The 25,108-nt window shown below is 60.8% G+C and carries 21 protein-coding genes; 17 read left to right on the top strand and 4 right to left on the bottom strand.

All coding sequences use genetic code 11. The features are described from left to right. Nucleotides 1-14: 14 nt before the first annotated feature. From recA to BR41_RS01475, 7 genes are all read left to right on the top strand, one after another. On the top strand, nt 15-1,076 hold the full coding sequence (gene recA / locus BR41_RS01510) for a recombinase RecA (protein WP_035051913.1): 1,062 nt from the start codon (nt 15-17) through the stop codon (nt 1,074-1,076). A 120-nt stretch (nt 1,077-1,196) separates the two neighbouring features. Continuing rightward, nucleotides 1,197-1,646 carry a recombination regulator RecX gene (recX, locus tag BR41_RS01505; RefSeq protein ID WP_035051910.1) on the top strand — a complete coding sequence of 150 codons (450 nt, stop codon included), beginning with the start codon at nt 1,197-1,199 and terminating at the stop codon, nt 1,644-1,646. A 75-nt stretch (nt 1,647-1,721) separates the two neighbouring features. Further along, on the top strand, nt 1,722-2,642 hold the full coding sequence (locus BR41_RS01500; protein WP_051709755.1) for a sensor histidine kinase: 921 nt from the start codon (nt 1,722-1,724) through the stop codon (nt 2,640-2,642). Continuing rightward, the gene (locus BR41_RS01495) at nt 2,639-4,864 is read left to right on the top strand and encodes a GGDEF/EAL domain-containing response regulator (protein WP_035051907.1); all 2,226 of its coding nucleotides are present in this window, start codon (nt 2,639-2,641) and stop codon (nt 4,862-4,864) included. Before BR41_RS01500 ends, BR41_RS01495 begins: the two co-directional genes overlap by 4 nt. Before the next feature lie 134 nt (nt 4,865-4,998). Continuing rightward, on the top strand, nt 4,999-5,601 hold the full coding sequence (locus tag BR41_RS01490; protein WP_035051904.1) for an RNA polymerase sigma factor: 603 nt from the start codon (nt 4,999-5,001) through the stop codon (nt 5,599-5,601). Then, nucleotides 5,598-6,575 (top strand): hypothetical protein, encoded by a 978-nt coding sequence (locus BR41_RS01485; protein WP_035051903.1) that lies wholly within the window; start codon nt 5,598-5,600, stop codon nt 6,573-6,575. The genes BR41_RS01490 and BR41_RS01485 overlap by 4 nt, the downstream gene beginning before the upstream one ends. Nucleotides 6,576-6,924: 349 nt before the next feature. Beyond that, nucleotides 6,925-9,846, top strand: coding sequence for a DUF2135 domain-containing protein (locus BR41_RS01475; RefSeq protein ID WP_035051899.1), 2,922 nt, complete (start codon nt 6,925-6,927; stop codon nt 9,844-9,846). Nucleotides 9,847-9,943: 97 nt separating this feature from the next. On the opposite strand, the gene BR41_RS01470 is transcribed toward BR41_RS01475, so the two are convergent. Beyond that, complete coding sequence (locus BR41_RS01470) at nt 9,944-10,360, bottom strand: YchJ family protein (protein WP_035052451.1); 417 nt, start codon at nt 10,358-10,360, stop codon at nt 9,944-9,946. A 57-nt stretch (nt 10,361-10,417) separates the two neighbouring features. Between BR41_RS01470 and BR41_RS01465 the strand changes: the two genes are divergently transcribed. Then, nucleotides 10,418-11,095, top strand: coding sequence for an HAD family hydrolase (locus tag BR41_RS01465; RefSeq protein ID WP_035051897.1), 678 nt, complete (start codon nt 10,418-10,420; stop codon nt 11,093-11,095). A 14-nt stretch (nt 11,096-11,109) separates the two neighbouring features. Then, nucleotides 11,110-11,856, top strand: a complete 747-nt coding sequence (locus BR41_RS01460) for a CHAD domain-containing protein (protein ID WP_035051895.1) — start codon at nt 11,110-11,112, stop codon at nt 11,854-11,856. Here the strand turns inward: BR41_RS01460 and BR41_RS01455 are convergent. Genes BR41_RS01455 through coaBC form a run of 3 tightly spaced genes read right to left on the bottom strand, consistent with a single transcriptional unit; the run spans nt 11,831 to nt 14,055 of the window. Beyond that, nucleotides 11,831-12,403, bottom strand: a complete 573-nt coding sequence (locus tag BR41_RS01455; protein ID WP_035051893.1) for a nucleotidyltransferase family protein — start codon at nt 12,401-12,403, stop codon at nt 11,831-11,833. The two genes, BR41_RS01460 and BR41_RS01455, sit on opposite strands and share 26 nt — an antisense overlap. A gap of 12 nt (nt 12,404-12,415) precedes the next feature. Continuing rightward, entirely contained in the window at nt 12,416-12,865 is a 450-nt protein-coding gene (gene dut / locus BR41_RS01450; protein WP_035051891.1) for a dUTP diphosphatase, read from the bottom strand. Next, on the bottom strand, nt 12,862-14,055 hold the full coding sequence (gene coaBC, locus BR41_RS01445) for a bifunctional phosphopantothenoylcysteine decarboxylase/phosphopantothenate--cysteine ligase CoaBC (protein WP_035051889.1): 1,194 nt from the start codon (nt 14,053-14,055) through the stop codon (nt 12,862-12,864). Before coaBC ends, dut begins: the two co-directional genes overlap by 4 nt. Nucleotides 14,056-14,245: 190 nt before the next feature. Between coaBC and radC the strand changes: the two genes are divergently transcribed. The 8 genes from radC (at nt 14,246) to BR41_RS01405 (ending at nt 25,021) form a co-directional block, all read left to right on the top strand. Further along, a complete protein-coding gene (gene radC / locus BR41_RS01440) occupies nt 14,246-14,923 on the top strand; it encodes a RadC family protein (protein ID WP_035051887.1) in 678 nt (225 codons plus the stop codon). Between the two features lie 67 nt (nt 14,924-14,990). Further along, complete coding sequence (locus BR41_RS01435; RefSeq protein ID WP_035051884.1) at nt 14,991-16,016, top strand: SPM autocatalytic domain-containing protein; 1,026 nt, start codon at nt 14,991-14,993, stop codon at nt 16,014-16,016. 256 nt (nt 16,017-16,272) lie between these two features. Continuing rightward, the gene (locus tag BR41_RS01430) at nt 16,273-17,490 is read left to right on the top strand and encodes a branched-chain amino acid ABC transporter substrate-binding protein (RefSeq protein ID WP_035051881.1); all 1,218 of its coding nucleotides are present in this window, start codon (nt 16,273-16,275) and stop codon (nt 17,488-17,490) included. Nucleotides 17,491-17,766: 276 nt separating this feature from the next. Next, a complete protein-coding gene (putA, locus tag BR41_RS01425; protein ID WP_035051879.1) occupies nt 17,767-21,324 on the top strand; it encodes a bifunctional proline dehydrogenase/L-glutamate gamma-semialdehyde dehydrogenase PutA in 3,558 nt (1,185 codons plus the stop codon). A gap of 176 nt (nt 21,325-21,500) precedes the next feature. Then, entirely contained in the window at nt 21,501-22,406 is a 906-nt protein-coding gene (locus tag BR41_RS01420) for a branched-chain amino acid ABC transporter permease (RefSeq protein ID WP_035052449.1), read from the top strand. Between the two features lie 16 nt (nt 22,407-22,422). Then, nucleotides 22,423-23,535 (top strand): ABC transporter permease subunit, encoded by a 1,113-nt coding sequence (locus BR41_RS01415; RefSeq protein ID WP_035051876.1) that lies wholly within the window; start codon nt 22,423-22,425, stop codon nt 23,533-23,535. Further along, the gene (locus BR41_RS01410) at nt 23,532-24,308 is read left to right on the top strand and encodes an ABC transporter ATP-binding protein (protein ID WP_035051874.1); all 777 of its coding nucleotides are present in this window, start codon (nt 23,532-23,534) and stop codon (nt 24,306-24,308) included. Before BR41_RS01415 ends, BR41_RS01410 begins: the two co-directional genes overlap by 4 nt. Continuing rightward, a complete protein-coding gene (locus tag BR41_RS01405) occupies nt 24,305-25,021 on the top strand; it encodes an ABC transporter ATP-binding protein (RefSeq protein ID WP_035051872.1) in 717 nt (238 codons plus the stop codon). The genes BR41_RS01410 and BR41_RS01405 overlap by 4 nt, the downstream gene beginning before the upstream one ends. The last annotated feature ends 87 nt before the right edge of the window (nt 25,022-25,108 follow it).

The following is a 25,108-nucleotide window of genomic DNA, read 5'->3' as shown; positions in this document are numbered from 1 at the left end:
ATACGGAACAGGCAATGGACGACAACAAGAGCAAGGCGCTGGCGGCTGCACTGGCACAAATCGAACGCCAATTCGGTAAGGGCGCCATCATGAAGATGGGCGAAAGCCAGATCGAAAACGATCTGCAGGTCGTTTCCACCGGCTCGCTTGGCCTTGATCTCGGCCTCGGCGTCGGCGGTTTGCCCCGTGGCCGCGTTGTTGAAATCTTCGGCCCGGAATCCTCCGGTAAAACCACGCTGTGTCTGCACGTGGTCGCCGAAATCCAGAAGACCGGTGGTGTCGCCGCCTACATCGATGCGGAAAACGCGCTCGATCCGGTCTACGCACAAAAACTCGGCGTCAACGTGCAAGACATGCTGATCTCGCAACCGGATACCGGTGAGCAAGGTCTGGAAATCTGCGACATGCTGGTGCGCTCCGGCGGCGTGGACGTCATCGTGGTCGACTCGGTGGCCGCCCTCACCCCGCGTGCTGAAATCGAAGGCGAAATGGGCGATCAACTGCCCGGCCTGCAAGCCCGTCTGATGAGCCAGGCGCTGCGCAAGCTCACTGGCAATATCAAGCGCACCAACACCTTGGTGATCTTCATCAACCAGCTGCGGATGAAGATCGGCCAGATGATGCCGGGCCAGAGCCCGGAAACCACCACCGGTGGTAATGCGCTCAAGTTCTACGCTTCGGTTCGCCTTGATATCCGCCGCATCGGCGCGGTGAAAAAGGGCGACGAAATCATCGGCAACGTCACCAAGGTCAAGGTCGCCAAGAACAAGGTTGCGCCCCCGTTCCGCGTGGTCAACTTCGACATTCTCTACGGAGAAGGCATCTCACACGAAGGCGAACTGATCGAGCACGGTGTTACGCACAAGATCGTCGAAAAATCCGGTGCCTGGTACAGCTACAACGGCAACAAGATTGGCCAGGGGCTGGAAAACTCCCGTATCTACCTGAAAGACAATCCGGAAGTCGCGGCCGAAATCGAGCAGAAGATTCGCGCCAAGGTGGGGATCTCCACGTTGCCGCTCGAATCCGGTGGTGGCCTGATGGAAGAGGAAGACAGCGAAGCCGTGGCCGAATAAACCACGCAGTTTCACTGCCCGACTGGCCGCCCCGTGCGGCCAGTCGCATTTCAGACTGCCCTCCGCTGCACTCGAAGTGCGCAATCATCCTTTTCACCGTCCTGCCCCCGGAGCCCGTCGATGTCCGATCTGCGCAACAAGGCCCTCGCCTATCTGGCCCGGCGTGAATACAGTCGCAACGAACTACGGCAGAAGCTCCTGGTTCGCATCGAAGACGAAGCAGACCTCCTCAAACTCGATGCCCTGCTTGATGATTTCGAAGCCCGTGGCTGGCTATCGGATGGCCGCTTTGCCGAGCAATGGGTCAGCAGCCGCGCCAGCCGCTATGGCCCCAATCGCCTGCGCGCAGAATTGCGGCAAAAAGGCGTCGACAGCGAACAAATCGAAAGCGCGATTGCCGGCACCGAAGAAGATGAACTCGCCCGAGCCAATGCCGTCTGGCGCAGAAAATTCCCCAATCCACCCAGCGACGCTGCCGAGCGTGCCAAGCAACTCCGCTTTCTGGCGGCACGCGGATTTTCGCTGGATGTCATCTATCGGATTGTTGGTGGAGAATTCGACGCAGATTGATACCAATGTCTTATGACAAGTGGCAGACTCTGATATTGAAAGCTATCAAGAACGTATTAGTTCACCGAGTCTGCCATGACGATTGCTGCCGGCCCGCCTGCTGCCTCACCCGCTGATCTCACTAGCGCCAGCCCGCTTGATACCGGGTCTGATATCGAGGCAATCCCGGCAGGATTCGACAATGAACTTGATTGGCTTCGCAGCGAACTGGACGGCCTGCGCAACGAATTACTCCGCAAAGAACAACTCGCCTCCATCGGCAGCATGGTCGGCGGTTTCGCCCACGAACTAAACACCCCGATCGGCAATTGCGTCACCGTCTCCAGCACGCTCACCGACAAGACACGGGCAGTCGTCGAAGCATTCGAAGCCAACACCCTCAAGCGCTCGCAACTGGCCGACTACCTAGCCAGTGCCAACGAGGCATCGCAGCTGCTGGAGCGCAATCTACAGTTGGCCCATGAGCTGATCAGCCATTTCAAGCAAGCGGCCGTCGACCAGACCAGTGCCAATCGCCGCAGCTTTGACCTGAAAACAACACTGACCGAATACGCCGAGCTGTTTACGCCGCAAATCCGCAAGACCACCTATACGCTTGAGCTCGATTTGCCGGATCACGTATCGATGGACAGCTATCCCGGTCCGCTGGGCCAAGTCATGGGCAACCTCATCGGCAACGCCATCGTGCACGCTTTCGATGGCCGACCGACCGGGCATATCCGGGTCAACGGCCGCCGCGTTGGCGATCATGTCGAATTGAAATTCGAAGATGATGGTGCGGGCATTCCTGCAGCATCGCTGGCACGAATTTTCGAGCCCTTCTTCACCACCCGATTAGGCCGGGGTGGCAGCGGGCTGGGCTTGCACATCGTGCATAGCCTGGTGACCGGACTACTCGGCGGCACCATTTCAGTACAGACCCAAGAGGGGAAAGGCGCTTGCTTTATCGTGACCTTGCCTTGCATCGCCCCACCCGCAACGGAACCCCAGTCATGAATGCAACCAGCCCGGATCACGACACCCTCCGCCTCTCCGATGAGCCCGAAGAAAGCGGCGAGGCCTTGCAACGCTGGCGCATCCTGGTGGTCGACGACGAACAGGATGTCCACCTCGCCACGGCTTTTGCACTCCGGGACAGCCTGATCCTCGATCGCGAGCTTGAATTTCTGCACGCCTATAACGGCCAGGAAGCACTCAACATCCTCTCCCGTGAGAGCGATATCGCCGTCGTGCTGCTGGATGTCGTCATGCAAGGCGACGACGATGGCCTCAAAGTCGCCCACGCGATCCGCAACCAGTTGAACCTGCAAGAACTGCGCATCGTGCTGCGCACCGGCCATCCCGGTTATGCCCCGGAATACCAGGTGATCCGCGACTACGGCATCAACGACTACAAGACCAAGTCCGACCTGTCGCAAATCCGCCTGCTGACCACGCTCACCACCGCCATCCGCTCTTATCAGCAGCTCAAGATCATCAACGCCAGCCGCCGCGGCCTGGCATTGATCGTCGAAGCCTCCGGCCAACTGTTCGAACGCCGTTCGTTCGAGAGCTTCACCGGCCGCGTCCTTGCCGACATGGCCGCGCTGCTGGGCCTGCCACTAGCGGGGCTGATCTGCGTGCATAACCCCGGTAGCCCCGGCTTTCAGCCCCCCCATGCCTGGACGATCACCAGTGCGATCGGCGCACTGGACAAGCGGATCGGCCAGCCACTCAATGCCATCAACGACATCGAACTCACCAACACGATCGAACACGCCATCCGCTCGCGCAGCACCTTGTTCACCGATGAATACGTTGTGCTCTATGTGTCGCGGCCCAGCGAGCAGGAAGCGGTGATCTACCTGCATACCGGTCGGCCGCTCGACGACATCGAGCAACAGCTGCTCGACGTGTTCTGCAGCAATATCGCCATCGGCCTGGAAAACATTGCGCTGTTCCAGCAGCTGCAGGAACTGGCCTATAGCGACCCGCTCTGCCACATCGCCAACCGTACCCAGTTCGTCAGCCAGCTCGATCAGCTCCGTGCCGGTGCACAGGGTGATGAATGCGTGTTGATGATCGATGTCGATCACTTCTCGCAGATCAACGATGCGCTCGGCCACCTGATCGGCGATCAACTCCTGCAAAGCATCACGCTGCGGCTGCGCGCCCTCATTCCACAGGGCATCGTGCTGGCGCGGGTCGATGTGGACGTCTTCGCGCTGGCTGGCCGCGCCGGCGAGCTCGATATCCCGCAGATTCTGGCCGCGTTCTCACGCCCGTTCGCCGTCGCATCCCACCAGTTGCGCGTGCAAGTCACCACCGCCGCCGCCCGGCTGGCCGATACCGAAGCCGACGGGCTGGGTTGCCTCAAGGATGTGACCATCGCGCTGAACCTCGCCAAGCAATCGGCCCGCGGCGGCGTGATGTGGTATTCGCCAGCCATGAGCCGCGCCTCGCGCCAGCGGCTGAACCTGCTCAATGATCTGGAATCGGCCATCGCCAACCGGCTGCTCACGGTGTTCTATCAACCCCAGATCGAACTCTCCACCGGCCGCGTCATCGCCGTCGAAGCACTCACGCGCTGGCCCTTGTCGGATGGTCAGTACGTGCCCCCTGACCAGTTCATTCCACTGGCAGAGCAATCCGGCCTGATCATCGAACTGGGCGACTGGCTGCTCGACAACATCTGCAAGCAGATTGCCATCTGGCGTGACCAAGGCTTTGGCGAGCTGCGCGTGGCGATCAATGTCTCGATGGTGCAGTTCAATCACGAAGGGTTGACCGACCTGCTCGCCAGCGCCCTGCGTCGTTACCAGATTCCGCCCGAGTTGATCGAAATCGAAATCACCGAAAGCGTGGCGATGCACAACCCGGAAGACGTGATCGCCCGCATCGACCAGTTGAAAAAACTCGGCGTGCAAGTCGCCATCGATGACTTCGGCACCGGTTTCTCGTCACTGGCCTATCTGCAGCGGCTGAAAGCGGACCGGCTCAAGATCGACCGCGCCTTCATCCGCGACATGGGCACCGGCGAAACCAGCATTGCCGAAATGGTGATCAACCTTGGCCACAAGCTCGGCATCAAAGTCTTGGCGGAAGGCGTCGAATTCCCGGCCCAGGCGGCGATCCTGCGCTCGCTCGGCTGCGATGAGGCGCAAGGCTATCTGTATGCCAAACCCGCGCCACCGGGGCCGCTGACCGTGTGGTTTGGGGAAACGGGATTGAAGGTTTAGGCGCGCTGACATTTGCTTGCTGTTGAAATATTGCTGTTGGAATAGGCGCCTAACCCTTCACACGCTGCTGATCCGTTCAATGTCCATGGCAATGGCACACGCGGACCAGCAGTGATCGACTTCCAGTCCGGACCATGCCCGCATCCATCCCAGACGAAGAACTGCTTGTCCGCTATCGAGATGGCGACACCAGCGCGTTTGCCGAGCTGTATCAGCGCCATCGCGTTGGTCTGCATCGCTTCATTCATTGGCAATGCCCTCGCGCCGACTGGGCCGAGGAGATCGCCCAGGACAGCTGGAAGAACGTCATTCAGGCTGCGGATCGCTACGAAGCCAGCGCCAGCTTCAAAACCTGGCTCTACCAGATTGCCCGCAACCGGCTGATCGACCTGTTGCGACAGCAACAACCGGTCCTCGCCAGCGATCTTGCGCACGACGATGCCGAGCAAACCTGCCTGGATCGCATCGCCGATGAAACAGCAGGCGGCGACGGCCCGGAAGCCACGCTGGATCGCCAGCAACAAGCCGATCAATTGCATGCGGCCATTCGGACGCTGCCGAACGAACAACGGGAGGCCCTGGTGTTGCAACAATTCAGCGGGCTGGAGATTGCCGACATTGCCAGCCTGACCGGCGTCAGCACCGAGACCGCCAAGAGTCGCTTGCGTTACGCGATGCAAAAGTTGCGGAGCCTGCTCACGCCATCACCCATGCCCGTGCAGGAGGAAAGAGGATGAGCCAGCCAGACCTGCACAACACCCCCAACCCGGTCAGCGATGCCGAGTTCGATGCCTTTTTGCGCGGCGAAGGCGAGCTGGCAGATGCCTTGCGGCAACTACCGCAAGCCGAACCGAGTGCCGAAAGCGATGCGGCCATCCTCGCTTTTGCGAAGGAACACGTCCGCACGCAACCGCCGAGCGACAGCACATCAGCTACAACGCGGCAGCAAGGCAATGCCGCCAATGACGACACGCATCCCGGCGCAATGCCATTCCGTCGCATTCCTCATGCGTGGAGTTACGGCTTTGGCTTGGCTGCCAGTATCGTGCTGGGGGTGAGCCTGCTGCTATATCGCGGCCTGCCAACGGATCAACCAACACCAGGTCACCCGAAGCCAGCCGACCTTGCCGAGCAGACACCAGCCGCTCAAGCGAAACCCGCCGCCGCCCCGGCGCAGTTGGCGCAGTTGGCGCAAAACGATGCCGTACAGCGTCAAGCCGCCCCCGAAACCAGCAAAGCAGCGGAACGGGCCGCCCCTGCGGCAGCCCCCTCTTCCGCCAAGCCGCAGGTCAATGCGCCAGCCAAAGCAGAACACAAGCGGGAAGCCCCGACAGCCTTGGCCAAGGTGGATCAAACCCAACAAGTTGAGCCCGTCGAGCCCGCTGCAGCAGGCGCACCACCGGTTGCGCTCGCCAAAGCTGATCAGGCGGACGAGCAACGTGCACGTGTGACTTCCGTTGCCCCGCAGACCCATACCGAGGAAGCCATCCGGCCAGCCCCGGTTGCCGCTGCGCCAGCCGCACCTCCAGCAGCCGGGGTAGCCAGCACGGACACCTCGCCAGCCAAAGCGTGGCTGGAGACGATCGAGGCCATGATCGATGCCGGCCTCAAACGTGATGCACGCGAGGAATGGAAGAAATTCCAGCGGGCCTATCCGGATTACCAGCCCTCGCCCAAGCTGCAGGCCAAGCTCAAAACGCTGGATCGCTAGTCGATGCCCGCAGAGAGCTTGAACGTAGCCCGGACGCGTTTTTTGCGGCCGGGGTTGCTCCGTATCCATTGCTGCTCCCGGCTGTCCACAAAAGCCAAACCTTGTAGGAGCGAGCTTGTGCCCCGCAAGCGTGCGATGGCTTGCCATCGCTCAGCGAGGAAATACTCTTGGGGTGCTCGCGATTGCACAGATGGATTTAACGCAGCAATCGCGAGCAAGCTCGCTCCTACAAGAGTTGCTATAAAGCGATCCCGCAAAAAATATTCACCCTTTGCCAACCCGATTTAACCCCGCCCATGCCCCCGCCCCGTTTCATTGATCAGGCCTCCTCACATCAACTGGAACTGCCATGACCAAGCGCCTGTTGTCCCCCTTGTTTACCGTGGCGTGTTTGCTCGCAAGCACGCTCATCGCCAGCCCTCTCAGCGCAGCAACCTTGCCTCGCCCGATGCTGCTGACCACCCCCTCCACCAATGACAGCCCGATCCGCGTGCAATCGCTTTCTGCCGAAGTGGAAATCAGCGGCACGCTCGCGCAAACCACCGTGGAAATGCAGCTGAACAACCCGACCGGGCGCGTGCTCGAAGGCGAGTTGCAACTCCCCCTGCTCGCCAATCAGCAAGTCACCGGCTTTGCGCTGGATATCGATGGCGCACTGCGGCCGGCGGTCCCGGTTGAAAAAGCCAAGGGCCGGCAAGTGTTTGAAGAGATCGAACGCCGACGCGTCGACCCTGGCCTGCTGGAGCAAACAGTGGGCAACAACTTCCGGCTGCGGGTATATCCAATTCCGCCTCAGGGCAATCGGCGCGTGCGCATCGTGTTCAGCGGCCCGCTGGAGCGGCAAGGGCAGGAATTGCACTACCAGTTCCCGATGGCCTATTCCGGCATGACTACCGATTTTTCCCTGACAGTCGAAGTGCAAAACAGCCCTGTCGCGCCAAAGGTCAGCAGCAGCCTGGGCGCAATGCGCTTCGAGCCGGATGGCTTCGGCGTGCAGGCTCGCCTCAAGCGCAAAAACGTCGTCCCAGGCACCGTGCTGGGCCTGCAGTTACCGGCGTCGACGCAAACCCAGGTGTATCGCCAGATCAACGACGACGGCGCATGGTTCGTGGCCGAAGTCCCCATCGCCGGTAAGGCCGAACGCCGCGTGTTGCCCAAGGTGCTCGGGCTGCTTTGGGATAGCTCCGGCTCGGGTGCTGCACGCAATACTGCCGACGAGCTGGCCGTGCTGGATCGCTATTTCAAGGCAATGGGCAACGGCGAAGTCCGCCTGACCCGCCTGCGGGACAAGGCCGAGCCAACCGTCTCCTACCCGATCGTCAACGGCGACTGGTCCGCACTGAAGCAAGCATTGCGCGATACCGTGTATGACGGCGCCAGCGCGCTCAATGACTGGCAGCCGCAAGCCGATGTCGGCGGTTATCTGCTGGTGAGCGATGGCATCAACAATTATGGCAACAAGCCCTTCCCGACCCTCGCCGCCAAGCAACGCCTGGACGCCTTGAACAGCGCCGTCGGTGCCTATGGTGCCAAGTTGAATGCGCTGACCAATAGCCACGGCGGCAAGCTGGTGGATCTGCTGCAGGAAGGCAGCGTGAATGCCGCTGCGGATGCGCTGCTGAACGATGCGCCGCGCCTGGTCGATATCGATGCCACCGGCGCAGCCGACGTCGCCAGCGAAACGCCCTTTGCCCGCAACGGCCTGCTCCGGCTGGCCGGCAAGCTCACTGCCAGCAGCGGCAACCTCAAACTCACCGTGCAAACCGGCCAGCAACGCCGCCAGATCAACGTGCCGCTGCCTGCCAAAGCACCGGAACACCCCTATGCCGGGCGTCTCTGGGCCGGCTACCGCATCGCCGCGCTGCAAGCGGACGACATGTTCAATCGCGCCGCCATTCGCCGCCTCGGCCAGCAATTTGGCGTGGTCACGCCGGAAACCTCGCTGATCGTGCTCGATCGGCTGGATGACTATGTGCGCTATGACATCGCCCCGCCGGCGCTCTATGCCGACGCCTATGAAAAGCTCAGGGCGCTGCGCGGCAGCCAGATACGCGTCCAGCAGAAATCACATCTGGACAACGTGGTGCGCGAGTTCGAAGAAAAGGTGAGCTGGTGGGAAAAAGACTGGCCCAAAGGCGCACGCCCGACGCCCAAGCCCGCCCCCAAACCCACCGCTAGCGATCAGCGTCGGGAACGCAGCAACGAAGTCAACGCTGAAAGCGCCCGCCAATCCAGTGTTGCTGGCGCAATGGCCCCCCGCGCTGCACCAGCACCAGCACCAGCACCAGCCGCGGCACCAGCACCGGTCATGATGAAAGCGGCGGAAAGCAGCGACAGCGTAGCGGGTAGCGACAGCAGCATCGCCATCACGCTCAAGCAGTGGGCACCCGATTCACCCTACGCCAACCGCCTGCGCGCTACCGCACCGGATCAGCTCTACCGGATTTATCTGGACGAGAAACCCAGCTATGCCAACAGCAGCGCTTTCTATCTGGATGTAGCCGATCTGTTGCTGGAAAAAGGCCAGCGAGAACTGGCACTGCGCGTGCTCTCCAATCTGGCCGAGATGAATCTGGAAAGCCCGCATCTGCTGCGGATTCTGGGCTACCGTCTGCTGCAAGCCGGGGAACCCAGGCTCGCCATACCGGTGTTCGAGCAAGTGCTGCGCATGGCCGAAGAAGAACCGCAGTCCTTCCGCGATCTAGGTCTGGCTTATGCCGCCAACGGCGAAGACCAGAAAGCCATCGACCAGCTCAATCGCGTGGTTGAGGGCACTTGGGATAGCCGCTTTGCCGAAATCGAGTTGATTTCGCTGGCAGAGATGAATGCCATCATCGCCAACGCCAAACAATCGCTGGATACCAGCCGCATCGATCCGCGCCTGAAAAAGAACCTGCCGCTCGATCTACGCGTGGCGCTGACCTGGGATGCAGACAACACGGATATGGATTTGTGGGTGACTGATCCGAATGGCGAGAAATGCTTCTACGGCCATCGCTTCACCTATCAGGGTGGCCGGATCTCGCGTGACTCCACCGGTGGCTATGGGCCGGAAGAGTTCTCGCTCAAAACCGCCAAGCCGGGCAAATACAAGATCGAGGCCAATTACTTCGGCAGCCGCCAACAGATCATCACCGGCGCGATCACCTTGCAGGTCAAGCTTTCCACGGCATTTGGCAAAGCCAACCAGCAAGACCAGATGATCACGCTGCGGCTGAAGGATAAAACCGACACCGTGTTCGTGGGGGAATTCGAGGTGAAGGGGAAATAAACCACTTCGCAGGTCATGTTCAAGCCAAGGGCCAGCTCACACTGGCCCTTGGCTTTTGCCGCCACTTTGGATTGATTGGGATTGACTGCGCCCGATCTCAGCGCTCGAACAACTCGCCATCCACGTAGTACCAGCGCCCGCCTTCCCGCACGAACCGACTCCTTTCATGCAGGCGATAAGCGCGACCACCCGCCTTGTAACGGGCCAAAAACTCAACCGTGCCGGCATCGCCCTCCTTGCCGGCTGCTTTCACGCTCAAGCCCAGCCATTTGGCCGGCATATCGCTGGCCAGATCAAGGCTCGCTGGACGGGTACTGGCATGCCAACTCGCCAGCAGGTAGTCCTCCAGCCCGAGCACGTAGGCGCTATAGCGTGAGCGCATCAAGGCTTCTGCAGTGGGGGCCGGCTCACCAGCGTGGTAACGGCCGCAGCAGGCGGCAAATGGCTTGCCGCTGCCGCATGGACAAACATCGAGGCTCGGAGCGGTGTGGGGTTTCGGAGCGGTTTTGGACATAGGGTGATCGGCGGCAGGCTGGTAGACTCGGGATTTGCGCGCCATCTTACCTCGTCCATGCCTGAATCCACTCCCCAAGCCCCTATCCACGCCGCCCTGTTCGATATGGACGGGCTGATGCTCGATACCGAACGCATTGCCTGCCAAGCCTGGCACGATGCCGCCGCCGAGCTTGGCTACGACGTCCCTGCGGAAGTGGTGCTGGGCATGGTTGGCATGCACTCCAGCAAGGTCGAAGCGTGGCTGAAAAGCCAACTGGGCGACGATGCCCCGGTGACCTTGCTGCGCGAAGCGACGCACGAACGTTATCTGCAGCTGACCGATGGACCGATTCCGCTCAAACCGGGCTTGATCGAGCTGCTGGATTGGCTGGCCGCCCAAGGTCTGCCGATCGGTGTCGCCACCTCCACCCGCCGCAGCATTGCCGAACATCATCTCAAAGCCGCCGGCATCTGGCCGCGTTTCGCTTTTGCAGTCTGCGGCGACGAAATCGAACACCCGAAACCCGCGCCGGATATTTATCTCAAGGCTGCCGGGCAGCACGGCATTGCACCGGAAAGCTGTGTGGTGTTCGAGGATTCCAATTTCGGCGTCCGTGCCGCCCACAGCGCCGGCTGCCGCGTCATCATGGTGCCGGACTTGCGCCAGCCGACGTCGGAAACGCTCACGCTCGGTGTACCGGTGGTCGCCTCGCTGATCGAAGCGCAGGCGCTCACCGCCAGCTGGTTCAATTAAGAGAGTCCGCACAAATGGCGCGCAAGAAACAGCTGGCTCGGCAAATTGATAGCCTGTTTCTGCGTCTTGATGCGTTGCGCGCCAATTTGCTGGCCGGTAGCGACCCGGAAGCCTTGCATGAATTTCGTGTGGCATTGCGCGGCTTGCGCACACTGTTGCCGCTGTTGCTGACCAAGCGCGATCTGCTCGATCAATCGCTTCGGGCGGGCTGGCGCAAGCTCGCCAGCCTTACCGGCCCGGCCCGCGATGCCGAAGTGATGCTCTCCGCCCTGCCCGCCGATCACCCGGCCATCGCGATGCTCAAGGAACAGGAAGCAGCCGCTTACCGCGAAGTGATCGCCGCGCTGGAACGGATCGACTGGCCGGTGCTGCACGCCGCCAGCCGCGCCCGCTTAAACAATCTGATCGACACACGTCGCGGTAAACGCATTCGCTTGCGCATCCGCCGCAAGGCCAGCCGACTCGCCCACACGCTCAACGTCGAGCTGGAGACCGATAACACCTTGCAGCATTGGCATCTGTTGCGCATCGAGATCAAACGGCTGCGCTACCTGATCGAGCATGCCGGGCCGTGGCTGCCCAAGTCGCGGCGGCGCGCTTATCCGGCACTGAAACACGCGCAAGGCGTGCTGGGTGAGTTGCATGATCTGGAAGTGCGCACCGAGGCGGGCATTGTGTTGCCGGGGGATGCGAGCCTGCGCGAGAAACTGCTGCTGCACGCGGCCGAGGCCGTGATCAATCTGCGACAAACACGTCGCTGATTCGCAACGCCGGCCAGTGTGCCAACCAACCCTTGCCGCTCACACGCAAGCTCATCAGCTCGCTCGCATCCGGATTGCGCGGGCTCGGGCGCAGCAGCAAATCCCAGGCATCCGCCAATCCATAGGGCGCCAGCAGCGCCAGACTTCCGTCTGACTGAAGCCGTGCGCCAAGGCAGGTGGCAGCTTCCGGATAGAAAGAAACAGCCTCCGCCATCTCACGATAGGGCGCATGGCCATTGCGCACGTGCATGCGCGCCTGATTGCGCACCTGCCAGGTGACTTCCGGCACAGCTTGTTGCAGAGAGCGTTCATGGACGGTTTCGGTGGCACCCGATAAATCGTGCCGGTCGAAATACGCCACATCAACGTCATTCAGCAACGACGGCCGGGCATGCCCGGCAGCCGCATCCCAGATCAGATTGCGCAGAAAACCGGCCACGATCCAGCCATCGGGCAAGCCGAGGTCGGCCATGGCATTCAGGCATGCCATCCGCAATGGATCGGACAGCAACAAGGCCCGCGTACGGGCCTCGATGGATGCGCTCATGAGCAAGACGGCTCAGTGCTTGCCGGTGCTGCCAAACCCGCCAGCACCGCGATCGCTTTCGGAAAATTCCTCGACGAGATTGAACGTCACCTGCACCACCGGCACAACGACCAGTTGAGCGATCCGCTCCATCGGCTGAATGGTGAAGCTGGCGTGACCGCGATTCCACACCGAGACAAAAATCTGCCCCTGGTAGTCCGAATCGATCAGTCCAACGAGGTTGCCCAGCACGATGCCGTGCTTATGACCGAGCCCGGAGCGCGGCAGGATCATGGCGGCGAGGCCGGCGTTCTCCAGATGAATCGCAATGCCCGCTGGCACCAGCGCTGTCGCACCTGGAGCAAGCTCCAGCGGAGCGTCCAGACAAGCGCGCAAATCGAGGCCAGCAGCACCTGGCGTGGCGTAATGCGGCAGGTTGTCCTTGAGGCGATCGTCCAGGATCTTCACGTCGAGCGTGGTCATTTGGTTTTTCCTTTTCCGTAAAGTTGTGCGACGTGGGCAATCAATTTGCGTGCGACGTCCAGTTTCGGGCCGTGCGGCAAGCGGGTTTCACCACTATCGTCGAGCAGGATGACTTCGTTGTCGTCGGCACCTATCGCGTTCTGCACCAGATTGGCAGCAAGGAGCGGCAGGTGTTTGCGCTTGCGCTTGGCTTCGGCGTACTCCAGCAGGTTTTCGGATTCCGCCGCGAAGCCGACGCAGAACGGCGGCTTATCCCGCGTAGCGACGCGGGCGAGGATATCCGGATTGGGCGCCAGCTCGAGCGTGAGGATATGGGCATCCTTCTTGATCTTCTGCTCGGACGGGTTAAGCACGTAATAGTCGGCTACGGCGGCCACGGCAATGAAGATATCCGTGTCATCTACTTCGCTCTCGACCGCGCCCAGCATTTCCTGTGCGCTGAGCACATCGATGCGACGGCAGCCGGGCGGCGTCACCTGCGCAGTTTCGCCGGCAATGATCGTCACTTCGGCCCCAGCCTCCCATGCGGCACGCGCAATGGCGAAGCCCATTTTGCCGGAGCTGGAATTGGTAATGCCGCGCACGGCATCGATACGCTCGAAGGTCGGGCCGGCGGTCAGCAACACGCGTCGGCCGGCGAGCGGTTTGGGCTGGAAGCTCGCTTCCAGATGCAGCATGAGTTCTTCCGGTTCCAGCATGCGGCCGAGGCCGACTTCGCCGCAGGCTTGATCGCCGGCATCCGGGCCGAGGATGGCAACGCCGTCGGACTCCAGCTGGGCGATATTGCGCAGGTTCGGCGCGTTTTCCCACATTTGGCGGTTCATGGCTGGCGCGATCAGCAGCGGGCAATCTCGGGCGGAAATCAGGGTGCTGAGCAGATCATCCGCCAAGCCCAACGCCGCCTTGGCGATCAGGTCGGCGGTCGCCGGCGCCACCAGCAACGCATCCGCACCACGCGTGAGCTGGATATGCGCCATGCCGTTGCTCACGTCCGGCGACCATAGCTGCGTGTAGACCGGCCGGCCGGATAGCGCCTGGAACGTTACCGGGCCGACAAACTGCGCGCCCGCTTCGGTCAGCACCACATCGACCTGCCAGCCCGCCTTGACCATCAGCCGCGTCAACTCGGCTGCCTTGTACGCCGCCACCCCGCCGGTGACGCCGAGCACGATTCGTCTTTGCTTCGTCATTTAGGTGTTCGCTTATTTCCGTTTGCGTGAGGGCTTCACAAAATTCGTCAACTTATGTGGCGGCGAACAAAATCGCCTTGGCTAGGCGCTCAGTCGCAGACAGTACAACTGGTACGGCAAGACTGAGCAACAACGCCAGGGCGGTTTTGTTCGCCGCTACCACCCCTCCTAGATTGCAAGAGTGTAAACCATGCCCATCACCGACTGGCCGCTGGACGAGCGCCCGCGCGAAAAACTGCTGCAACGCGGCGCAGCGGCTTTGTCCGATCCTGAGTTGCTGGCGATCTTCCTGCGGGTAGGCGTCACCGGCATGAGCGCCGTCGATCTGGCCCGCGTGCTGCTCATCCGCTTTGGCAGCCTGAATGGCTTGTTCGCTGCATCGCGGCAGGATTTTGGCGATGTACTTGGCATGGGCGATGCCAAATACGCGCAATTGCAAGCCGTGCTGGAAATGGCCCGCCGCGCCCTTGGCGAGGAATTGCAACGCGGCAGTGCGCTCGATTCCCCGACGGCAGTACGCAATTACCTGGGGCTGTTGCTGCGCAATCGGCCCAACGAAGTCTTCGTCGCGCTATTCCTTGATTCTGGCCACCATCTGCTCGCCACCGCAGAACTCAGCCATGGCACCGTCAACGAAACCCGTGTTTATCCGCGTGAGTTGGCGAAAAAGGCCTTGGCGGTCAATGCCACGGCCGTGATCGTGGCGCACAACCATCCGTCGGGCCGGACCACGCCATCCACTGCGGACATCACGCTCACCCACCAGTTGCGTGATGGACTGAACCTGTTGGAAATCAAGCTACTGGATCATTTCCTTGTGGCAGGACATCAAGTCATTTCCTTTGCGGAACTGGGGATTTTTTCGTAAGCGCCAATCAAGAATCCGCGCTGGCGGCCGATGACCCTTAGATAGATCATCCGCCGGAGCATTGGTCATGCGCATCGTCCAATCCAACGTTCAAAATCAGGCCAGCCACAGCTTCCAGAGCATGCTGCAGACGCAAACGTCGGTGCGTTACCAGGCGCCGGAGGCCAAACGCCCGGATGTGACCCTCTCGGATGCGGCGCTCGCCAAGAGTAGCCAGGAGCCAGCAGCGCAAAAGGCGGACAGCAACAGCGAGATGAGCCAACTCTCGCCCTATCTGCAGCTCCTCAAGGATCTGATCGAGAAACTCATCGGACATGAAATCCATCTGCTGCAGAACCCGATCAGCGATCCGGCTTCCACTCCCGCAGCAGCCAGCCCAGCCACACCGGCGGCGCCACCCACGCCAGACCAAACCAGCGGAGCCGGTTTTGCCGCCGAATACAGCAGCACCTATAGCGAAACCGAAAGTACGCACTACAGTACCGCCGGCACCATTCAGACCAGCGATGGCAAGCAGATTCAATTCAGCGCGCAGCTGGATCTCGCCCGCAGCTATACGCAAACCGTGAGCGAGGGCGTCTATGCCGGCAGCCTCGCCAAACCCAAGCAAGATCCACTGGTGCTGAACTTCGGTGGCACGGCCGGGCAGCTGTCCAGCCAGACCTTTGCCTTCGACCTCAATAACAATGGCCAGACTGAGCAGATCAGCGAACTCAAGCCAGGGTCGGCGTTTCTCGCGCTCGATCTGAACAACAACGGCAAGATCGACAATGGCAGCGAGTTGTTCGGCACCAAAACCGGCAACGGCTTCGCCGAACTGGCCGCTTATGACCAGGACCACAACGGCTGGATCGACGAAAACGATGCGGTGTTCAGCAAGCTAAAACTGTGGCTGAAAGACGACAGCGGGCAAAATCGGCTGGTCGATCTCAAATCGATGGGCATTGGCGCGATCTACCTTGGTTCGTCCCAGGCCGACTTCAACATCAACGACGCACACAACAACACGCTGGGGCAGATTCGGGGCAGCGGCGTGTATCTGACTGAATCCGGCCAGGCGGGCAGCCTGCAGCAGATCGATCTCAGCGCCTAGATTGCTTACGTCGAATCAAGAAAAATCGTCAGAATCGACAAAGAGTGGCGTGCACGCAACACTTCCACTAGGGAAAACCCATGTTTGACAGGGTTTCATACCCCTCGCCATGATCGTTTTCTATCATCGTGACAAGCCCTGCACCCGGCCGGCTTCTACCGGCCTGCATCATCCGCGAGGGCGATGCCGGTGATTCAGTCCAGATCGCAATTCAGTTCAATTCAAATCGTATAAACAGCATCTAGGGGATTAGCACATGACCATCGCGCGTTATAGCTTGATTGCAGCTTCGCTGCTCACGCTCGCAGCTTGCGGCAAACAACAGGAACAGGCCGCACCGGAAGCCAGCGCTCCGCCGGCCGCCTCCGCAGCAGCGGCTGCGCCAGCCGGTGGCGAAGGCACCACCGTCAAGATCGGTCACGCTGCACCGCTGACCGGCAACATCGCCCACCTCGGCAAGGACAACGAGTACGGCGTGAAGATGGCGATCGATGAGATCAACGAAGCCGGCGGCGCCGACATCGGCGGCAAGAAGGTCAAATTCGAACTCGTGTCCGAAGATGACCAGGCCGACCCGAAGACCGCCACCACCGTTGCCCAACGCTTTGTCGACCAGAAGGTCGCTGGCGTGATCGGCCACTTGAACTCCGGCACCACCATCCCGGCTTCCAAGATCTACTCCGATGCCGGCATCCCGCAAATCTCCCCGTCGGCCACTGCCGTTGCCTACACCGCACAAGGCTTCAAGACTGCCTTCCGCGTGATGGCCAACGACGCGCAGCAAGGCAAGGTGCTGGGCGAATACGCCGTGAACAAGCTGAAGGCCAAGAAAGTCGCGATCGTTGATGACCGCACCGCCTACGGCCAAGGTCTGGCAGACGAATTCGAGAAGGCTGCCAAGGCTGCTGGCGCGAATGTCGTGAAGCGCGAGTTCACCACCAATCAGGAAACCGACTTCAACGCGATCCTGACCAGCATCAAGGGTGCCAAGCCGGATCTGATCTTCTACGGCGGCATGGATGCACAAGCTGCCCCGCTGAAGAAGCAAGCCAAGAAGCTGGGCATCAGCGCGCAGGTGATGGGTGGCGACGGCACGCAAACACCGGAGCTGATCAAGCTCGCCGGTGCTGACGCCGAAGGCATGATCTCCTCCAGCCCGGGCCAGGAAAAGGTTGCCATGCCGGGCGGCAAGGCGTTCCTCGACAAATTCAAGGCCAAGTTCGGCACCGAAGTGCAGCTGTATTCGCCGTACTGCTATGACGCAGTCAAGGTGATGGTTGAAGCCATGAAGAAAGCCGGCTCCACCGAACCTGCCAAGTACCTGCCGGAAATCTCGAAAGTCGAACTCGACGGCGTAACCGGCCACATCGCCTTTGACGAAAAGGGCGATATCAAGAATGGCGCCATCACCCTTTATCAGGTGAAGGGCGGCAAGTGGGAAGTGCTGGATACCATTGGCGGCGGCGCCAAGTAATCCAAAGCTGACCAAAGGTTCTGTTGACGTTAGTTTCACGGCTGAGTTTGGGGAAATCAGCTGCAAAACAAACGTTAACAGAGCCTCAGTACCCGGTCCGATTGCAACGGCGCTCGCAAGAGCGCCGTTTTCCATTTCTGCAGCCGCCATTCGACGCCTGCCTGCCACCATCCGACCCGAATTCCGGCAACCCACGCCGCGTTCCCACGCTTAGCAAAGGCAATTCGTCAGCAACCAGCTAACTTGTAATTTGAAACCTTTCAAACGGATGCCTGGATGGTTGCTGAGCCACAGCCTGACCGCGCTCATGTTGCACAAGCTCATTTTGCCGATGAAGCCCAGCTGATCCGGCAACTGTTACCGCTCGCCCGTTTGAATGAAGCCGAACAGGCGGCAGTCGATGCCACAGCCCCGATCATCTGCAGCCGATTGCGCACCGAGCGTCGTAACGGCATTGGGGCAGATGCGCTACTTGCTGCTTTTCCACTGGCCAGCCCCGCCGGGCGCGCACTGCTGACCTTGGCCGAGGCGTTGCTGCGCATTCCAGACCTCGCCACCGCCGACCGATTGATTCGCGATCAGCTCCACGCGGCGGCCTGGGACAGTCAACCGGGTACAACCACTGTAATCCGGGTGATCCAATGGGCCTTGCGGCACGCGCGCAACTGGAGTGAGCACGACAGCATCGAGCCACTGGTCCGCTTCGCCATCAAAGCCGTCCTGCAGGAGCTTGCCCAGCAATTCGTCATCGCTGAAGACCTGATACACGCGCTACGGCGGCGCGAAGCACCGTTTCTTTATTCATTCGATATGTTGGGCGAGGCCGCCCTCAACCGGCAGGATGCAGCGGCCTATCACGCGGCCTACCGCCATGCACTGGAACACCTGAGCTATCAGGCGTTCGGCGAGGGTGCGCGTCATCCACTGGGCATCTCGGTCAAGCTATCGGCGTTGAGCCCGCGCTACGAGCCCCGTCAAGGCGCACAGATCATCAAGACCATGTACCCCGCATTGCGGGGGCTGGCGCTGATGGCAGCCCGGCATCGGCTGCCGCTGACCATCGATGCAGAAGAAAGCGAGCGGCTCGATCTGGCGCTGGATTTATTTGGCTACCTGCTGAACGACCCGCAACTGGTTGGCTGGGATGGCTTGGGGATCGCGGTGCAGGCCTATCAGAAACGCGCCGTGGCGCAGGTGGATTGGCTGATCGATGCCGCCCGTGCAGCCGACCGGCAGATCACCGTACGGCTGGTCAAAGGCGCGTACTGGGATAGCGAAATCAAGCACGCACAACAAGAAGGCTGGCCCGACTACGCTGTATTCACCCGCAAGGAGCACACGGACGTCAGCTATTTGGCCTGCGCACGTCGATTGTTCAGTGCGCCCGATGCCATCTACCCGCAATTCGCCACCCACAATCCCTACACGGCACTCGCGGTCAATGCGATGGCAGGGAGCAGCGAATTCGAGTTTCAGAGCCTGTTCGGCATGGGTGAAACGCTCTACCGCCTGCTGCATGAACAGGGTATCCGGCGCCCGTGTCGGCTCTATGCGCCGGTCGGCAATCAAGCCACGCTGCTGCCTTATCTGGTGCGCCGCCTGCTGGAAAATGGCGCAAACAGCGCATTCGTCCACCAGTTGATCGTCGCGGATCAACCTGATGTCGCTACCGTCGATCCAGTAGCCGCCGCAGCCGCCAATCTGCCCCCTCCCTCCACCGGTGACCCTGCCCTCACCCTCGCCAAACCGACCCAACGAGACGCTGACCATATCCAGGCCGATGGTTTGTGCTGGGGTGAGCCCGCAGCCGTTGCTGCCTTGATTATCGACATCGAATCAGCACGGCGCGCGCTGCTGCGAGCCACGTCCCTGCCCAAGCCAAACGGCATGCAGGAGCCGATTGCAGTGCCCAGCCGGCCAGCCCAGACCGCGCATGCTCCGGCAGACCTGCTACGCGTGCTGGGCACGGTACAAGTAGCGAATACAGCCGAGATTGAGCACGCCTTGACCACGGCCCACGCGTACGCCCCACATTGGGCTGCCACGCAATTGGTCAAACGTGCCGCTTGCCTGGAACGGACTGCCGACCTGCTGCAACAGCGTCAGGCCGATTTGCTGGCCTTGTTGATCGACGAGGCCGGCAAGACCTTGCCCAACGCACTGAGCGAGCTGCGCGAGGCCATCGATGCGTGCCGCTACTACGCCCGAACTGCACTTGCGGCATGGCCAAGCCATCCTCCCGCGCCACTGGGCATGGTCATCGCGATCAGCCCGTGGAACTTCCCTCTGGCGATCTTCCTGGGCCAGATTGCCGCGGCCCTGATCGCTGGCAACGTCGTGCTCGCCAAGCCGTCCGAGCACACCCCGTTGATTGCCTGGCGAGCGGTGCAACTGCTCTACGACGCTGGCGTGCCGCCAGAGGCACTGCAACTGCTGTTGGGGGACGGACAAACAGGTGCCTTGCTGACCGGTGATGCGCGGGTTGCAGGCGTGCTGTTCACGGGCAGTTTGCCCACCGCTCAAGCCATTCACCGCGCATTGGCCCACAGCGATACGGAGGGAAACGAGGAGCGCGTTCTGGTGGCGGAAACCGGCGGCGTGAACGCCCTGATCGCGGATAGCTCGGCACTCACCGAGCAACTGATCCAGAACGTGCTGATCGCGGCCTTCGACAGTGCTGGGCAACGCTGCTCGGCCTTGCGTTTGCTGTGCGTGCCGACGGCCACCGCACCAGTCGTCCTCAACGGGCTCAAGGCCGCCATGAATGAACTGCAAGCCGGTGATCCGCGACTGCTGGATACCGATATCGGCCCCCTGATCTCGCAAACCGCGCTGGGCAAGGTAGAAACCGCGATCCTGAACTTCCGGAATGCAGGGCTGACCGTAACCCAAGGCGAACTGCCCGAGCCGTGCTGGAGCGCGCATTTCGTACCGCCGACACTGGTGGAACTCGACCGCATCGACCAGTTACCGGGTGAAATCTTCGGGCCGGTACTCTGTGTACTGCCCTACTCGCCGGAGCGACTGGAAGCACTGCTGCAGGAAATCGACCAACTCGGCTATGGGCTGGCGCTTGGCATCGAAAGCCGTTGCCCGAGCTTTATCGCCCAAATCCAGGCGGGCCTTTACGCCGGCAATGTCTATGTCAACCGTCCGCAAATCGGTGCCGTTATTGGTTGCCAGCCATTCGGCGGTGCGCGCTTGTCCGGCACCGGGCCGAAAGCCGGCGGGCCGTGGCTGATCTGGCGGCTGGTGCGCCAAGCCGATCCTTGTCAGGCCGGCCCGGCCACGCCCAAGGTAAGCACTACGGCCAAGCGGCTGCGCGCATTGGCCGAGCGTTTTGAACCCGATCTGTGTGTCCTGATCGACAACATCACCAGTCGCAGTCCGGTGGGCCTGTCGCACCACCTGCCCGGCCCAACCGGAGAGCAGAACACCCTGCACTACCAACCTTGCGGTATCGTCGCGTGCGTCGCCCGAGACCGGCAGGCGCTGCTGGTACAACTGATCACCGCCCTGCTCACCGGCAATCGCGCGTTGATCCCGGGTCATATCGAACCGCCCGAATGGGTAGCGAATTTCCCGGATGATCTGCCGGTCGTCGCAGACCCGCTGCACGAGGAGTACGACGTAGTGTTGTGTGATTGCTACAGTGCCGCGCTGGAAAGACAGCTTTCCGAAAGCAATGGTCCGGTGATTCAAGCCGTCATCCCCGATCAAAGTGGCCGTTATCCGCTATTCCGGCTGGTGCGAGAGGTGTGCGTTAGCATTAATACAGCCGCAGCAGGAGGCAATGCAGCGCTGCTTGGCGGCCAGCTGACGGACGGTGGTTAAGGCGTTTTTGGTAGGGGAAAAACGCAAGTAGGCGGGGTTTCCGGGCAGATGTAAGGTGCGCTCGCTAAACTGTAACGGTTGCTTTGAAACACAACTGAATACAGAGACCGTCGCCCCACGATCCACCGATCGCAAGATGGTCAACACCAATAACCTCACCGAGGATGGGAGCAGAAGTGGATATCTTTTTGCAGCAAATCATCAACGGCCTGGTGGTCGGCAGCATTTATGCGCTGATCGCACTGGGCTACACGATGGTGTACGGCATCATGCAGCTGATCAATTTTGCCCATGGCGAAATCGTGATGATCGGTGCGATGGTCACCATCACCTGTATCAACCTGCTGATTGGCGCCGGCATCAACCTGCCCGGCCCCTTGCTGTTGCTGGCAGGCCTCTTGATGGCGATTCCGGTGTCGATGCTGTTGGGCTTCGCCATTGAGCGCATCGCCTACCGGCCACTACGCCGCGCCCCGCGCCTTGCGCCACTGATCACCGCCATCGGCGTTTCCATCGTGCTGCAACAGGCCGCCATGCTGATCTGGGGCCGCAACTATCGCCCCTTCCCCGCCATTCTGCCGACCGAAGTGCATGACTTCTTCGGCGCAGCCATCACCGATCTGCAAGTCGCCATCGTCGTGCTCGCGCTGCTGCTGATGGGTGGCCTGTTTTTCCTGATTGAACGCACCAAGCTGGGCCGCGCCATGCGCGCCACCTCTCAGAACCCGGAAGTCGCCGGGCTGATGGGCGTGAACATCAACACCATCATTTCCATGACCTTCATGATCGGCTCGGCACTCGGTGCGATGGCCGGCGTGATGGTGGCCGCCAACTATGATCAGGCACATGCCTACATGGGCTCGCTGATCGGTCTGAAGGCGTTTACTGCTGCGGTACTCGGCGGTATCGGCAACCTGGCCGGCGCAGTGGTCGGCGGCATTCTGCTGGGCCTGATCGAAAGCATGTGCGCGGGCTACCTGAGCAGTAGCTACAAGGATGTGTTCGCCTTCGTCGTGCTGATCGGCGTGCTGGTGTTCCGCCCAAGCGGTTTGTTGGGCGAACGTGTGGCCGATCGGGCATAAGGCGGAGAGAACAACAATGGCTATCGATTTCCTGAAAACCCCACGCCAACGGCTGGCCGTCTATATCGCGCTGGCCGTGGTGCTCGCGGTACTGCCTTGGGCACTGGGCGGCCTGTTTGAGAACGGCAAATCCTGGCTGCGCGCCGTCGACTTCGCGCTGCTGTACATCATGCTGGCACTCGGGCTGAACATCGTCGTCGGCTACACTGGCCTGCTCGACCTGGGCTATATCGCCTTCTACGCGGTTGGCGCCTATACCTACGCCCTTCTCAATTCGCCGCACCTGCAAGCGATGTTGCCCGTCTGGATGATGCATCCGCCCTTTGTGGTGATGATCATCCTGGCGGCCTTCATGGCGGGCCTGTTCGGCGTCTTGCTGGGCACGCCAACCTTGAAGTTGCGCGGCGACTACCTTGCCATCGTGACGCTCGGCTTTGGTGAAATCATCCGCATCTGCCTGAACAACCTCGATCACCCGATCAACATCACCAACGGGCCGCAGGGTCTGAACGGGATCAGCAAGGTGCATCTGTTCGGGCTTGATTTCGGCAAGCCGATCCAGTGGCTGGGTCTGACCTTTGACGTGGCGCACAGCTACTACTATCTGATCCTGGCCTTCTGCGCGTTGATCATCTTCGTGACCTTGCGCCTGCAGCAATCGCGCATCGGCCGCGCCTGGGTGGCAATCCGCGAGGACGAAATCGCTGCCAACGCGATGGGGATCAATACCCGCAACATCAAGCTGCTGGCATTCGCCATGGGTGCAAGCTTCGGTGGTGTGTCTGGTGCGCTGTTCGCCAGCTTCCAAGGCTTTGTCTCGCCGGAATCGTTCGTGCTGATGGAATCGGTGATGGTGCTGTGCATGGTCGTGCTCGGCGGCATGGGTAACATTCCGGGTGTGATCCTCGGTGCAATCCTCGTGTCGATCACGCCGGAACTGCTGCGCGATGCGATCAACCCGTTGCAAAGCGCGGTATTCGGCCGGCGCGTGTTCGACCCGGAAAACCTGCGCATGCTGATCTTCGGCCTCGCCATGATCACCATCATGCTGCTGCGCCCAGAAGGTCTGTGGCCATCCCGGCGCCGTAAACTGGAAATCCACGAGCATGAAGAGGAGGCTACGGCATGAACGCGCCCCAACAGCTCCTCGCCATCGAGGGCATTCACAAACGCTTCGGCGGCCTGCATGCCCTGAACGACGTCACCCTGTCGATCAACAAGGGTGAAATCTATGGCTTGATCGGCCCGAACGGTGCCGGCAAGACCACGCTGTTCAACGTGTTGACCGGCCTGTATTTGCCGGATGAAGGCAAATTCAATTTCGACGGCAAGAATCTGTTCCGCCAGAAGCCTTATGTGGTGGTCGAATCCGGCATTGCCCGCACCTTCCAGAACATCCGTCTGTTCCATAACATGACGGCGCTGGAAAACGTGATGGTCGGCCAGCACGTGCGCACCAAGGCCGGCGTGATCGGCGCGGTATTCCGCAATCCGTCCGCCAAGGCGGAGGAAGCCACGATCAAGGCGCGTGCCGAAGAACTGCTCGACTATGTCGGCATCGGCAAGCGCAAGAACGAGCTGGCACGCAACCTCAGTTACGGCGATCAACGCCGGCTGGAAATTGCCCGTGCGCTCGCCACCAAGCCGATCCTGCTAGCGCTGGATGAGCCGGCGGCCGGCATGAATCCGAACGAAACGGCGGCGTTGAAAACGCTGATGGAAAAGATTCGTAGCGATGGCGTGACCATCCTGCTGATCGAACACGATGTGAAGCTGATGATGGGTCTGTGTGACCGCATCGCCGTGCTCGACTACGGCAAGAAGATCGCCGAAGGTGTTCCCGAACAAGTGAAGAACGATCCGCGCGTGATCGAGGCCTACCTGGGAGTGGCCCCCGAATGAGTCAAACGCTCCTGCAAGTCAAAGACCTGAAAGTGGCCTATGGCGGTATTCACGCCGTCAAGGGCATCAATCTTGAAATCAAACAGGGCGAACTGGTCGCGCTGATCGGTGCCAACGGTGCCGGCAAGACCACCACGCTGAAAACGCTGATCGGCATGGTCAAGCCCAGTGACGGCGAGATCATGTTCAATGGCAAATCGACTGCCAAGCTGCACGCCTACGACTACGTCCGCCACGGCCTGGTGCTGGTACCGGAAGGACGCGGCATTTTCAGCCGCCTGACGGTGGAAGAGAATCTGCAGATGGGCGCTTATGTGCGAGATGATAAAGCGGAAGTCGCTGCCGATCTCGAGCGCGTGTATGGCCTGTTCCCGCGCCTGAAAGAGCGCTACAAACAGCTCGCCGGCACCTTGTCGGGCGGTGAACAACAGATGGTCGCCATCGGCCGCGCCATGATGAGCCGCCCCAAGCTGCTGCTGCTGGACGAACCTTCGATGGGCCTCGCGCCAATCATCGTGCAGAAGATCTTCGAGATCATCCGCATGATCGCGGCCGAGGGCGTGACCATGTTGCTGGTCGAGCAAAACGCCAAGCTGGCTTTGCAGACCGCCAATCGCGGTTACGTGATGGAATCCGGCCATGTGACTTTGGCCGATTCGGCAGCCAACCTGCTGGCCAACGAGGCGATCCAGAAAGCCTATCTGGGCGAGTAAACGCCTGCAGGCGGCGACTCAATCATCACGCTTGACCAGCCAACACAAAGAGCCGCAACCTTGCGGCTCTTTGTATTTGTGCCGCTG

Source organism: Andreprevotia chitinilytica DSM 18519 (genome assembly GCF_000711875.1).
Classification (GTDB): domain Bacteria; phylum Pseudomonadota; class Gammaproteobacteria; order Burkholderiales; family Chitinibacteraceae; genus Andreprevotia; species Andreprevotia chitinilytica.
The sequence above is the reverse complement of the archived record's forward strand: the minus strand, read 5'-3'. Positions and strand labels throughout refer to the sequence as shown.

Bases quoted from the DNA above. Each gene is read 5' to 3' on its own strand.
- dut (WP_035051891.1), bottom strand. From the start codon at position 12,865: ATGACCACGCTCGACGTGAAGATCCTGGACGATCGCCTCAAGGACAAC.
- coaBC (WP_035051889.1), bottom strand. From the start codon at position 14,055: ATGACGAAGCAAAGACGAATCGTGCTCGGCGTCACCGGCGGGGTGGCG.
- BR41_RS01500 (WP_051709755.1), top strand. From the start codon at position 1,722: ATGACGATTGCTGCCGGCCCGCCTGCTGCCTCACCCGCTGATCTCACT.
- BR41_RS01460 (WP_035051895.1), top strand. From the start codon at position 11,110: ATGGCGCGCAAGAAACAGCTGGCTCGGCAAATTGATAGCCTGTTTCTG.
- BR41_RS01415 (WP_035051876.1), top strand. From the start codon at position 22,423: ATGGCTATCGATTTCCTGAAAACCCCACGCCAACGGCTGGCCGTCTAT.
- BR41_RS01490 (WP_035051904.1), top strand. From the start codon at position 4,999: ATGCCCGCATCCATCCCAGACGAAGAACTGCTTGTCCGCTATCGAGAT.
- BR41_RS01475 (WP_035051899.1), top strand. From the start codon at position 6,925: ATGACCAAGCGCCTGTTGTCCCCCTTGTTTACCGTGGCGTGTTTGCTC.
- recX (WP_035051910.1), top strand. From the start codon at position 1,197: ATGTCCGATCTGCGCAACAAGGCCCTCGCCTATCTGGCCCGGCGTGAA.
- recA (WP_035051913.1), top strand. From the start codon at position 15: ATGGACGACAACAAGAGCAAGGCGCTGGCGGCTGCACTGGCACAAATC.
- BR41_RS01430 (WP_035051881.1), top strand. From the start codon at position 16,273: ATGACCATCGCGCGTTATAGCTTGATTGCAGCTTCGCTGCTCACGCTC.
- BR41_RS01485 (WP_035051903.1), top strand. From the start codon at position 5,598: ATGAGCCAGCCAGACCTGCACAACACCCCCAACCCGGTCAGCGATGCC.
- BR41_RS01405 (WP_035051872.1), top strand. From the start codon at position 24,305: ATGAGTCAAACGCTCCTGCAAGTCAAAGACCTGAAAGTGGCCTATGGC.
- BR41_RS01465 (WP_035051897.1), top strand. From the start codon at position 10,418: ATGCCTGAATCCACTCCCCAAGCCCCTATCCACGCCGCCCTGTTCGAT.
- BR41_RS01455 (WP_035051893.1), bottom strand. From the start codon at position 12,403: ATGAGCGCATCCATCGAGGCCCGTACGCGGGCCTTGTTGCTGTCCGAT.
- BR41_RS01495 (WP_035051907.1), top strand. From the start codon at position 2,639: ATGAATGCAACCAGCCCGGATCACGACACCCTCCGCCTCTCCGATGAG.
- putA (WP_035051879.1), top strand. From the start codon at position 17,767: ATGGTTGCTGAGCCACAGCCTGACCGCGCTCATGTTGCACAAGCTCAT.
- radC (WP_035051887.1), top strand. From the start codon at position 14,246: ATGCCCATCACCGACTGGCCGCTGGACGAGCGCCCGCGCGAAAAACTG.
- BR41_RS01410 (WP_035051874.1), top strand. From the start codon at position 23,532: ATGAACGCGCCCCAACAGCTCCTCGCCATCGAGGGCATTCACAAACGC.
- BR41_RS01435 (WP_035051884.1), top strand. From the start codon at position 14,991: ATGCGCATCGTCCAATCCAACGTTCAAAATCAGGCCAGCCACAGCTTC.
- BR41_RS01470 (WP_035052451.1), bottom strand. From the start codon at position 10,360: ATGTCCAAAACCGCTCCGAAACCCCACACCGCTCCGAGCCTCGATGTT.